The 11,793-nt window shown below is 36.3% G+C and carries 9 protein-coding genes and 2 pseudogenes; 4 read left to right on the forward strand and 7 right to left on the reverse strand.

The features are described from left to right. Together ACVRZD_RS06705 and ACVRZD_RS06710 are read left to right on the forward strand one after the other, a co-directional pair. A pseudogene (locus ACVRZD_RS06705) lies at positions 1–106 on the forward strand (IS30 family transposase); the annotation flags it as partial. 236 nt (positions 107–342) lie between these two features. After that, complete coding sequence (locus ACVRZD_RS06710) at positions 343–2,439, forward strand: AAA family ATPase (RefSeq protein ID WP_447450374.1); 2,097 nt, start codon at positions 343–345, stop codon at positions 2,437–2,439. 212 nt (positions 2,440–2,651) lie between these two features. Here ACVRZD_RS06710 and ACVRZD_RS06715 read toward each other — a convergent pair. From ACVRZD_RS06715 to ACVRZD_RS06735, 5 genes and pseudogenes are all read right to left on the reverse strand, one after another. Continuing rightward, positions 2,652–3,026, reverse strand: a pseudogene (locus tag ACVRZD_RS06715) (transposase); the annotation flags it as partial. A gap of 563 nt (positions 3,027–3,589) precedes the next feature. Further along, positions 3,590–4,189: a ribosome biogenesis GTP-binding protein YihA/YsxC gene (gene yihA, locus ACVRZD_RS06720; RefSeq protein ID WP_037625711.1), complete on the reverse strand. Its 600-nt coding sequence runs from the start codon at positions 4,187–4,189 to the stop codon at positions 3,590–3,592. 8 nt (positions 4,190–4,197) lie between these two features. After that, a complete protein-coding gene (gene clpX, locus ACVRZD_RS06725; protein WP_037625713.1) occupies positions 4,198–5,427 on the reverse strand; it encodes an ATP-dependent Clp protease ATP-binding subunit ClpX in 1,230 nt (409 codons plus the stop codon). Positions 5,428–5,631: 204 nt separating this feature from the next. Further along, positions 5,632–6,147 carry a dihydrofolate reductase gene (locus ACVRZD_RS06730; protein WP_037625715.1) on the reverse strand — a complete coding sequence of 172 codons (516 nt, stop codon included), beginning with the start codon at positions 6,145–6,147 and terminating at the stop codon, positions 5,632–5,634. A gap of 76 nt (positions 6,148–6,223) precedes the next feature. Next, a complete protein-coding gene (locus ACVRZD_RS06735) occupies positions 6,224–7,063 on the reverse strand; it encodes a thymidylate synthase (protein ID WP_447450375.1) in 840 nt (279 codons plus the stop codon). Between the two features lie 190 nt (positions 7,064–7,253). On the opposite strand from ACVRZD_RS06735, the gene ACVRZD_RS06740 reads away from it, so the two are divergent. Together ACVRZD_RS06740 and ACVRZD_RS06745 are read left to right on the forward strand one after the other, a co-directional pair. Next, positions 7,254–8,426 carry a hydroxymethylglutaryl-CoA synthase gene (locus ACVRZD_RS06740; protein ID WP_037625716.1) on the forward strand — a complete coding sequence of 391 codons (1,173 nt, stop codon included), beginning with the start codon at positions 7,254–7,256 and terminating at the stop codon, positions 8,424–8,426. After that, a complete protein-coding gene (locus ACVRZD_RS06745) occupies positions 8,416–9,699 on the forward strand; it encodes a hydroxymethylglutaryl-CoA reductase, degradative (RefSeq protein ID WP_447450376.1) in 1,284 nt (427 codons plus the stop codon). Before ACVRZD_RS06740 ends, ACVRZD_RS06745 begins: the two co-directional genes overlap by 11 nt. A 96-nt stretch (positions 9,700–9,795) precedes the next feature. On the opposite strand, the gene fni is transcribed toward ACVRZD_RS06745, so the two are convergent. After that, positions 9,796–10,791, reverse strand: coding sequence for a type 2 isopentenyl-diphosphate Delta-isomerase (gene fni, locus ACVRZD_RS06750; RefSeq protein ID WP_037625719.1), 996 nt, complete (start codon positions 10,789–10,791; stop codon positions 9,796–9,798). Further along, positions 10,791–11,792 carry a phosphomevalonate kinase gene (locus ACVRZD_RS06755; RefSeq protein ID WP_037625721.1) on the reverse strand — a complete coding sequence of 334 codons (1,002 nt, stop codon included), beginning with the start codon at positions 11,790–11,792 and terminating at the stop codon, positions 10,791–10,793. The genes fni and ACVRZD_RS06755 overlap by 1 nt, the downstream gene beginning before the upstream one ends. Between the last annotated feature and the right edge of the window lies 1 nt (position 11,793).

Genomic DNA, 11,793 nt, shown 5'->3' on the forward strand with positions numbered 1-11,793 from the left:
GAATGCGACCCTAAAACAGGTCGCATTCATTGAAAATTGGATAAATAACTATCCTAAAAAAATACTAGATTATAAATCTCCTAAAGAGTTTTTACTAAATGGCTAACTTGAACTTGTAATTTGCCGAATAAAAGAAAGGTTATAATTTTGATAAAGGTCAAAAATAGTCAAACTTTTCTATTGACCTTTGCTGACCAAAGATATATAATAGTATCAGAAGGTGGTTGGCAAACCAAAATGTAATTATTTAAATCAGGCCTCTTACCTGATAAGTATAGACTAAATAACTACTCCTTCATCAATACTTTTAAAGTATAAATAAAAATTATGAGGTAAAAAATTATGACAAACTATTATGGAAAAGACCCTTTTGGAAGCATGGATGACATTTTTAACCAATTGATGGGTAACACTGGTGGTTACCAAACTGAGAACCGTCGTTACTTAGTTAATGGACGTGAAATGACACCTGAAGAGTTTCAAGAATATCGCAAAACTGGAAAACTCAGTTCAACTGCTCCTTTACAAGAACAGCAACAAACTCTAAAAGAAGATGGCATCTTAAGCCAATTAGGGACTAACTTAACGCAAGAAGCTCGTCAAGGACACTTAGACCCCGTAATTGGCCGAAATAAAGAAATTCAAGATACAGCTGAAATATTAGCGCGACGCACAAAAAACAATCCCGTTCTAGTTGGTGACGCTGGGGTCGGTAAAACAGCTGTCGTCGAAGGCTTAGCCCAAGCTATTATTGCTGGTGACGTCCCTGCTGCTATTAAGAACAAAGAAATTATCTCTATTGATATTTCTGGCTTAGAAGCAGGTACTCAATATCGTGGTGCTTTTGAAGAAAACATTCAAAATTTAATTAAAGAGGTTAAAGAAGCCGGAAATGTAATCCTCTTCTTCGATGAAATTCATCAAATCTTAGGGGCTGGTTCAACAGGTGGTGATTCTGGTTCCAAAGGCTTAGCCGATATCCTAAAACCAGCTTTATCCCGTGGGGAGTTGACAGTCATCGGTGCGACAACTCAAGATGAATACCGTAACACTATTCTGAAAAATGCTGCCTTGGCTCGTCGATTTAACGAAGTTAAAGTTAGTGCCCCTTCTGCCGAAGATACCTTCCATATTTTAATGGGCATCAGGAATCTTTATGAGCAACACCACAATGTCCTTCTTCCTGATTCTGTTTTGAAAGCAGCCGTGGATTACTCTATTCAGTACATCCCACAACGTAGCCTACCAGACAAAGCTATCGATTTGATTGACATGACGGCTGCCCATTTAGCTGCGCAACACCCAGTCACTGACTTGAAGAGTCTGGAAACAGCAATTGCTAGTGAAAAAGACAAGCAAGAAAAGGCTGTCGCTGCAGAAGATTATGAAATAGCCTTGCAAGCTAAGGTCCGGATTGAAGAATTACAAAAACAAATGGCAAACCACACCGAAGATCAAAAAGTGACTGCAAGCATAAACGATGTGGCTGAATCAGTAGAACGACTAACCGGCGTACCAGTTTCTAATATGGGAGCAAGTGATTTGGAACGTTTGAAGGAAATTGCTGATCGCCTCAAAGGTCATGTCATTGGACAAGATCAAGCCGTTCAAGCAGTTGCAAAGGCTATTCGACGTAACCGTGCCGGTTTTGATGATGGCAAGCGCCCAATTGGCTCATTCCTTTTTGTAGGTCCAACCGGCGTTGGTAAAACAGAATTGGCCAAACAGCTGGCGCTTGATATGTTTGGTTCTAAGGATGCTATCATTCGTTTAGACATGTCAGAATTCAGTGACCGTACTGCCGTTTCCAAATTGATTGGAACTACTGCTGGTTATGTTGGCTACGATGACAATCAAAATACTTTAACTGAACGTGTTCGCCGCAATCCTTATGCTATTGTTTTACTAGATGAAATTGAGAAGGCTGACCCACAAGTTATCACGCTACTGCTTCAGGTTTTAGATGATGGTCGTTTAACAGACGGGCAAGGAAATACTATTGATTTTAAAAATACAGTGATTATTGCTACATCTAATGCTGGTTTTGGTAATGAAGCTTTAACAGGCCAAGAAGAGCATGACCAAAAAATCATGGATCGCATTGCACCTTACTTCAGACCTGAGTTTTTAAATCGTTTCAATGGCGTCATTGAATTCTCACATCTACAAAAAGAAGACTTAAAAGAAATAGTAGAGTTAATGCTTACTGAAGTTAATCAAACGATAGCTAAAAAGGGCATTACATTGGATGTCACTGAACCAGTTAAAGAAGAACTGATTGAGTTAGGTTATGACAAGGCTATGGGGGTTAGACCATTACGTCGTGTCATTGAACAAGAAATCCGAGACCGCATTACGGATTACTATTTGGATCATCCAGAAGACAAAGACTTACAAGCCAATCTGACTGGTGGTCACATTACAATTTCTAAAGCTTAAAAAACAGCAACTACTACTGTTTGTCCCACTCTCTTTTTCTACCATTTGTTAAGCCTACCAAGGCTTTAAGGTGAAAATATTTTGAGGACAGTAGTTCACTGCAGGTTATTGTCCTCTCTTTCTGTGGTAAGCATGAAAAAAGTGTACGCCAAAGGAACACCTTATCTAGCCTTTTTAAAAATAAGGTGTTAGAATAATATGGCATAAAAGCTTTAATGATTTTGGATCGAAGTATAATCGTAAAGTTTGTTATGCGTTATAAGGTAATACATTGTCCGAATAAGACGATATATGGAGGCAATCGTATGTGGCTTAGTTGAAGCTAGTTCCGATTGTCTTTTTCGTTTCTCATAAAAGTCTGCTATATGACAAGGATTAGTGTGACTAGCTGAAGCGATGTTGTGAATACACTTGAAGAGAATCTTTCTAGCATAAGGATTGCCACGTTTGGTGATATGTTCCTTGGCAAGAAAGTTCCCAGATTCATAGTGTCTGAGGTCAATTCCGATAAAGGCATTGATTTGGTTGGCAAACTGAAACCGGCGAATATCTCCCAATTCACCAATGATAGAGGTCGCTGTTGTTTTTATCTAATTGACAAGTTTAGCTATGACTTTATTTCTCCGATTGCCGACACTTTTAGATACTGTTAGGATCTCGTATTAGTCACTTTTCGTGAATCGAATACTAGTATCATTCTTTATATTTAAGTTATTTTTATTTTGATATAGTCAAAGTAAAAAATAACTTCTACTTTAACACAAAGAAAAAGTAGTGAAGAAATTTTCCGTCGGAAAACTCTTCACTACAAATCTTAGTATGTTTATTTTAAATGTAATAACACACTTTGCTTGACTAGTCACTACTGTTAAATGCATTGGTACTGTCATATGATTACTCAAATCAATACCTATGTCCCTACTAATATGATCAAGGTTCTTACTAAAATTGATAATTCCATTAAAATGACTATAGTTAGAGAGCTTAGGATTAGTAATGTTAACTCCATTTTATTAGCATATTTTCTAAGTCCGAAAAGGATTTTTTAGCAAAATCGTTTTTATCTCCACAGTATATAGTGGTATGCAACAAAAATAAGCTATGTGTCAATGATTAGATAAGAAAAGCACCGAATTAATCTGTGCTTTTCTTATATCTGATCTAAAATAGTATCCCAAGATTGGTCAATCCCAATACGATCCACTGATGAGAAGATGATAAAATGATCATCTTTATCAAAATTCAATTTTTTCTTCACCATTGATTCATGTTTATTCCATTTACCACGTGGTATCTTATCTGCCTTTGTAGCAACAACAATAACTGGGATTTCATAATATTTGAGGAATTCATACATTTGGACATCCTCTGCTGAAGGCTCATGTCTTAAATCAACCAAACTCACAACAGCTCTTAAATTATCTCTGGTCGTTAAATATTCCTCAATCATTTTTCCCCATCTAGCACGTTCAGACTTTGAAACTTTAGCGTAGCCATAACCAGGGACATCTACGAAACGTAATTTATCATCAATATTGAAGAAATTTAACAATTGCGTTTTTCCAGGTTTACTGGATGTTCTCGCTAAGTTTTTACGTCCTAATATAGTGTTGATGAAACTAGATTTTCCAACATTTGAACGACCTGCAAGAGCAATTTCTGGTAAATCATCATCAGGATAATGTGACTGATTTGCCGCACTAAGGAGAATGGAAGCATTATGCGTATTTAATAGTTGTTCTTCTGCCATTTTTCCCTCTATGCCGTTTCTAAGATAGGCTTACTATCTCCTGAAACAGCTTCCTTTGTAATGATAACTTTTGAAATATCTTCTTGACTTGGAATATCAAACATAATATCAAGCATTGTTTCTTCAATAATTGATCTCAAACCACGCGCACCCGTTTTACGATCGATAGCTTTTGAAGCGATAGCGACAAGTGCATCTTGGTTAAATTCAAGTTCAACACCATCATAGGATAACAAGGCCTGATATTGCTTAACTAATGCATTTTTGGGTACAGTTAAAATTTGAATCAAATCATCAATTGACAATTGTTCCAAAGCTGCAACTACTGGTAAACGTCCAATAAATTCAGGAATTAAGCCAAATTTTTGAATGTCTTCTGCAATAATTTCTTGCATATAAGATGCTTCATCATCGATTTTTCGACTATTTTGGCCAAAACCGATTATCTTCTCACCCAAACGTTGTTTAACAATCTCTTCAATGCCATCAAAAGCACCACCAACGATGAAAAGAATATTTTTAGTATCAATTTGAATCATTTCTTGATTTGGATGCTTACGACCACCTTGAGGTGGAACACTTGCAACTGTACCTTCAATAATTTTCAGCAAAGCTTGCTGAACCCCTTCACCTGATACATCTCGAGTGATAGACACATTTTCGCCTTTTTTAGCGATTTTATCAATCTCATCAACATAAATGATGCCACGTTCAGCTCGTTCAACATTGTAATCTGCTGCTTGAATCAATTTCAAAAGAATGTTCTCAACGTCTTCCCCCACATACCCAGCTTCTGTTAAAGAAGTAGCGTCAGCGATTGCAAAAGGCACATTTAAACTTTTGGCTAAGGTTTGCGCTAAGAAGGTTTTACCAGAACCAGTTGGTCCAATCATCATAATGTTTGATTTTTGGAGTTCAACTTCTTCTTCAATACGGCTTTCAGTATAAGAAATACGTTTATAGTGATTATAAACAGCTACAGCTAAAGCACGTTTAGCACGATCTTGACCTACAACATACTGATTTAAAGCATCCAGTAATTCTTTAGGTTTTGGAACCTCCGTTAGATCTGCTAAAACCTCTTCTGCTAATTCTTCTTTGATAATTTCTTGTGATAAGGCAACACACTCATTACAAATGAAGACATTGTTACCTGCAATAATTTTTTTGACTTCGTCTTGGCTCTTGCCACAAAATGAACAATGAACCTTGATATCGTTACTACGATTACTTGCCATTTTCCCTCTAACTTTCTCTACTTAACTCTTAAAATAGCGTGCCATAAAAGGCATGAATAGTATTAACTAAATTTGTCAATGCATTTAATAAAAATAAAACACCTAATCCATAACGGTTTTTTCTTATTGCCGGTATTGCACAAAGCAAACAAATAACAAATAGAAAAGCCGTGAATACGCCAAATATACTCCGTTGCATGCTTTCTACATTCCTCCAACCGTTTTATTTTTCTCGAAAATGTGAACGGTGAAATCATAAGGATTTTTGTCATCTTTTTCAAAAAATTGGCTTTCAACTTCTTCAAAGCCACTTAAATTTAAATCTGGACTATAGGTATCTCCAGTAAATTCGTTATCAACCAAGGTTTTAATAATGCAATCAAAATAGCCATCAAAAGCTTTTAAGACTTTACTTCCACCAATAATGTAAAGATTTTTTTCTTGTGTATGGAACCACTCAAGTACTTGCTCAACACTAGTCATCGTCAAAACACCATCAACCTGATACTTATTATCTGAGGTCAAAACAAGCGTTTGACGATTTGGTAAAAGTCGTCTTTGCATCCCTTCAAATGTCACTCTTCCCATTAAAATAGCATGGTTAAGTGTTGTCTTTTTAAAATGTTGTAGTTCTTTTGGCAAACGCCAAGGTAATCTTCCTTCGACACCAATTACTCCATTTTTATCTTCAGCCCAAATGGCAATAATTTCCTTTGTCATACTAGTTTTCCTTCAATCTAAAGTCTATCTATTTTACCAAATTTGCCACAAATTTGCTTATAAAAAAATTAACGAATTAAATAGCTAAATCAAATTTCAACTGAGGTTTGACTGGATTATAATCTATCAATTCAAAATCTTCTGCTTTGATATCAAAGAAATTCGTCCCATCGGGAACATTTAGTAGTAATCGTGGTTGACAATCACTTGCTTGACGATTCAACAGTTCTTCTGCTTGTGGAAATTGATTATCATAAATGTGCAAGTTGTTTATAAAATAGAAAAATTTTCCAACTTTCCATCCAAAATGTTTCGCAATCATCATTTGCAAAGCAACATATTGCATGGCATTAATATGATGTGCAACTAGCATATCATTTGATCTTTGAACTAAGGTTGCATCTAAATAAATTGTCCCGTCTACGCGACGGACATCAAACATTGTTTGAAACGCACAAGGCAATAATCCTTCGCTTTCTTCAAACGCTTGATAATCCCATAATGAAATAACATTTCGTCTATTCCATGGATTCTCTTCCAGTTGGTTTAAAATTTTAGTGATAATATCATGTTTTTTGACAACAGCTCCATAACGTTGTCCAATCGTTCTTGTCTGACCAACTTCCCAGTCATTCCAATAATGAACATTATATTTTTCCTCTAAAATATCTAAACTGTTAGATTGATCTTGATAAATCCAGAGTAATTCTTTTATTGCTGATTTAATTGGGATAGGACGTAAAGTGGTTATTGGAAATTCCCCATTAGAGAGGTCATATTCTGCAAAAGCACCTGTGATATATTTTGAATTCGCAGTTTTGCCATCTTTATACTTAGGTCTAGCCTGTTCACTATAAACACCTTGGTCCATAATCTTTTTAATATTTTCTTTAAATAGCTGATCTGCTTTTGTCATAAGTAAAACCTTTCACGTTCTCATACTGTTTATTATTTTACCAAATTATAGAAAAAATGCTAGGAGAAATGTCCCTTAATCACTTTTAAGGACTGAATATCGTAAAGATCCCAAGTATTAATGTTAAAAAACTTTCTTTTTCAGAAAATATGTTAAAATATTATAGATAAAATTTACGAAGAGGACATCAATGAAAATAGGGATAGATAAAATTGGCTTTGCATCAAGTCAGTATGTATTAAAAATGGAAGCATTAGCTGAAGCTCGTCAGGTTGAACTTGCTAAATATCAAAAAGGATTAATGATTGATGCCATTAGTATCTCACCAATTACTGAAGATATTGTGACTTTAGCTGCAACTGCTTGCCAAGAAATTTTAACCAATCAAGATAAACAAGAAATTGATTTGGTGATCCTAGCAACTGAAACAGCTATTGATCAATCAAAAGCAGCTAGTGTCTATATTCATGGCTTACTTGACATTCAGCCGTTTGCAAGAGCTATTGAAATGAAAGAAGCTTGCTACGCTACAACTGCTGCTCTGGATTATGCCAATGCCCATATCGCTATGCATCCTGACGCTAGTGTCCTAGTCATTGCAAGTGACATTGCAAAATATGGTATTGCTTCAGGTGGTGAACCGACTCAAGGCGTTGGAAGTATAGCCATGTTAGTCAAAAAAAATCCACGCATCTTAACCTTTAATAATGATAACATTGCACAAACACGTGATATCATGGATTTTTGGAGACCAAATTATTCAGCAACACCTTTTGTCAATGGGCGTTTTTCAACAGAACAATATTTAGATACCTTAACAACAACTTGGACTCAATATCAAAAGAAAACACATAAAAACGTATCTGATTTTGCAGCCTTTTGCTTCCATATTCCCTTTCCAAAGCAAGCACTAAAAGGGATGAAGTTATTAATGGATCAAACTGTATCAGAAGCAAAGCAAATAGCATTAGAAAAAGCTTTTACCGATTCAATCAGTTTTAGTCGACAAGTTGGAAATATCTATACAGGATCACTCTATATGTCTTTCTTATCTTTGTTAGAAAACAATAAAGAACTTAAGGCAGGGGATGATATTGCCTTCTTCTCCTATGGTTCTGGTGCAGTTTGCGAAATTTTTTCAGGTCAACTTGTTGATGGCTATCATGAAATGTTAACCATTGACCATCAGGCAATGCTAGATGCTCGCCGTAACATCACTGTTGAAGAATACGAAGCACTTTTCTATGAAGAAGCTAGATTTGATGACAAAGGGAATGTAACATTACCTACCTACCTAACTGGGGACTACAGACTTGACAGTATTCAAGAACACCAAAGGATCTATCAAAAAAATGACAGATAACGAACTAAATTGGTCAGGATTTTATAAAAAATCACTTCAAGAACGCCACCAACTACTAACTTCTGGTCATCTGCTATCACAACAAACCTTACAAGCACTTCAAGAAGGTGAACTACTAAGCACCGCTATAGCAAACGATATGTCAGAAAATGTCATCGGACGTCTAGCTTTGCCTTTTAGCATTGTTCCAGACTTTCTTGTTAATGGTAAAACCTATCACCTACCCTATGTGACAGAGGAACCTTCCGTCGTCGCTGCTGCATCATATGCCACAAAATTAATCAAACGGTCTGGTGGCTTTCACGCCCAGATTCATAATCGTCAAATGATTGGTCAAGTTGCTCTATACGATGTCCCTGATTTAGAATTGGCTAAAGCAACTATCTTGAATGAGGCAGAAAGCCTTATTGAAAAGGCCAACCAAGCCTACCCTTCAATTGTCAAAAGAGGAGGCGGTGCTAGAAGAATTGACCTAGCAATTAAAGAACAATTCTTGATTGTCTATTTATGTGTCGATACTCAAGAAGCGATGGGTGCAAACATGGTTAACACCATGATGGAAGCTTTAGTTGAGGATTTAATCAGTCTCAGCCAAGGAAAGCAGCTCATGGCAATTTTATCCAATTATGCTACGGAATCATTAGTAACTGCAACTTGTCAGCTTCCTTTCCATTACTTAAGTAGAGAGACATTACAAGCTAAAGAATTGGCTAATAAGATGGCTCTTGCCAGTCAATTAGCTCAAGTTGATCCTTATCGTGCAGCAACACATAACAAAGGTATTTTTAATGGGATTGATGCACTAGTTTTGGCTACAGGGAATGACTGGCGAGCTATTGAAGCAGGTGCTCATGCCTATGCAGCAAAAGATGGAAGTTATAAAGGGCTTACGACTTGGCAAATTAACAATGACACCCAAATGATAATTGGAAGCATTACATTACCAATGCCAATAGCTACAAAAGGTGGCTCAATTGGACTTAATCCTAGTGTTACAATCGCTCATGACTTGTTAAATAATCCATCGGCTAAAGAATTAGCAATGATTATTGCTTCAGCTGGTTTAGCACAAAACTTTGCAGCCCTAAAAGCTTTAACTAATAAAGGCATCCAAGCTGGCCACATGAAACTACAGGCTAAATCATTAGCCCTGCTTGCTGGAGCTAACCAGGACGAAACACCTAAACTGCTTAATGTTTTACTAAAAGAAAAACATATGAACTTAGAAACAGCAAAACACCATTTACAAAACTTAAGAAATAAAAAGATTTGAGCCTATCAAATCTTTTTTATGTTCAGATGATAACTAATTGCCCAATAAGTTCTCATTAAGAAAGAGTTAAAAAACGTTTGAATCACTTCAAACGTTTTATGAATTGGCATCTTTTAATTTCCCGTAAAGTAGATAATCAACCTGTTTTAATTCAGGAATCGTCCTACAATTAAGTGCACACATGATAATGGCTAACTCTTCTTTCCATCCATTTACAATAGCAATTACTTTTTCTTCAGGATAACGTTCAACTAAAGAGAGCATGGTTCTCGACATACCAACTGCCTTAGCGCCTAGCACTAAAGATTTAATCATATCTAATGGGTGTCTGACACCACCAGAAGCTAGAATTTCAATATCGTCTGACAAATCTTTCACATTTAATAAGGTTTGCATAGTGCTTTGACCCCAATTATTTAAATAAGAGCGATCTTCACCTCTTTGGTTTTCGATGTAGGCAAACGATGTTCCGCCACGCCCAGAAATGTCAAAGGTTTTAATGCCAATCGCTCGCGCCTTTTGAATAGACTTTCTGTCCATGCCAAATCCGACCTCTTTTAAAACAAGCGGAACGTCAATTTCAGCAACATAATCTTTAAGATGTCTTTCCCAGTGACTGAAGCTTCTTTCCCCTTCTGGCATTAACAATTCTTGCATTAAATTAATATGAACCTGCAAGAATAGAGGGGACATTTCCTCTACTGTTTGCTTCCCTAATGAAACTGGTTTATCAAGACCAATATTAGTTGCAAGAAGCATCTCAGGAGCAACCTGTCTCAACTGAAATGATGATTTTACTTGTGGATTCTTCAAAGCAGGGCTATAAGAACCTGTCACCATTGGAATTCCTGTCGCCTCTGCTATTCGAGCTAGCTTTTCGTTAACAGCTTTGCCTTTTTCACTACCACCAGTCATAGCATTAATATAAAAAGGAAAGGCAAAGTCATGACCTGCAAAATGAGTTGATAGATCCACATCTTTTAAATCAAATGTTGGTAAAGACGTGTGAATCAGCTCTATGTCATCAAAAGAATTATAATCTGATTGATACTTCAAGGCATACTTGATATGATCATTTTTTCGGTTGGTCATCATTCTCCCAATCTTTCGTGATAAATTAATTGAATAGCCTCTTTGGACCATCTTTCTTTCAAAACCTGACTATCTGCCTCTGTAAATGCAAAAGCAATACCACAGTCGCCACCGCCTGAGCCTGATGATTTAGCAACAACCTCCAAATCGTCACTAGCCTGACGCAAGGATGTTAAGTCTTCGGTGTAAATGGCTGAGGATAAGGCTTCTAAACTCTGATCTGCACGCTTAAGTGCTGTGACAAATTGCGATTTATTTCCCAGTTTCAATGCTTCAATAACAGCTAAGGTTGCCTCTTGGGTGTTCTCTAAAAATGCCCTATCAATTTGATTAATCACCTTATTAACCATATCTTTTGATATGGAAGGATGTCCTGTCCAACCAACCATGAAGAAACAAGGCAATTTAGGTAAAATAACTTCAATTTTATAGCCCCAATCCAATTTAATAGCTTGTTCGAAGGTCATTTCGTGAATCTTTTGAGTAATTACCTTTCGGTCAAAAGACCAATAGGCGATCGTTTGATTGTAAGCAATACAAGCTATATCTCCCATTGAACCATTATCACCTAATTTTAGGAGTGTGTAGGCAGACAGTTTAAATAATAAATCATTTGAGAGATGAATATGATAAAAAGCTGCTAAGGCTTTGATTGTTAAAACTGTAACACTACCACTTGAGCCTATTCCAAATTTTTTGCCGTTCCTTTCTAATTTACCTGTGATAGATAAGTCAAATGGTCTTAGAGAAGTGCTGTCTTTTCCAAGAAGTAAAGCAACAGTTTCAATTGAAGCTTGAATCAAGCGATAATTAGCATCAGGGGTTAGGTCAGTACTATAATCAAACATATCTGAAGAGATATGGAATTGTTCTGAGCTATCTATAATCGCAGACAATTTAATAGGGATATTTTTCAAAACCGCTACTTGTCCAGCTTTTAATATGGAATATTCACCAGCAATGTATAGTTTACCACCAGTTTCCACATGAAAATTTGTCATT

The organism is Streptococcus hongkongensis (assembly GCF_053206145.1).

Excerpts from the sequence above, each read along its gene's own strand:
- ACVRZD_RS06710 (WP_447450374.1), top strand. The coding sequence starts at position 343 with ATGACAAACTATTATGGAAAAGACCCTTTTGGAAGCATGGATGACATT.
- yihA (WP_037625711.1), bottom strand. The coding sequence starts at position 4,189 with ATGGCAGAAGAACAACTATTAAATACGCATAATGCTTCCATTCTCCTT.
- clpX (WP_037625713.1), bottom strand. The coding sequence starts at position 5,427 with ATGGCAAGTAATCGTAGTAACGATATCAAGGTTCATTGTTCATTTTGT.
- ACVRZD_RS06730 (WP_037625715.1), bottom strand. The coding sequence starts at position 6,147 with ATGACAAAGGAAATTATTGCCATTTGGGCTGAAGATAAAAATGGAGTA.
- ACVRZD_RS06735 (WP_447450375.1), bottom strand. The coding sequence starts at position 7,063 with ATGACAAAAGCAGATCAGCTATTTAAAGAAAATATTAAAAAGATTATG.
- ACVRZD_RS06740 (WP_037625716.1), top strand. The coding sequence starts at position 7,254 with ATGAAAATAGGGATAGATAAAATTGGCTTTGCATCAAGTCAGTATGTA.
- ACVRZD_RS06745 (WP_447450376.1), top strand. The coding sequence starts at position 8,416 with ATGACAGATAACGAACTAAATTGGTCAGGATTTTATAAAAAATCACTT.
- fni (WP_037625719.1), bottom strand. The coding sequence starts at position 10,791 with ATGACCAACCGAAAAAATGATCATATCAAGTATGCCTTGAAGTATCAA.
- ACVRZD_RS06755 (WP_037625721.1), bottom strand. The coding sequence starts at position 11,792 with ATGACAAATTTTCATGTGGAAACTGGTGGTAAACTATACATTGCTGGT.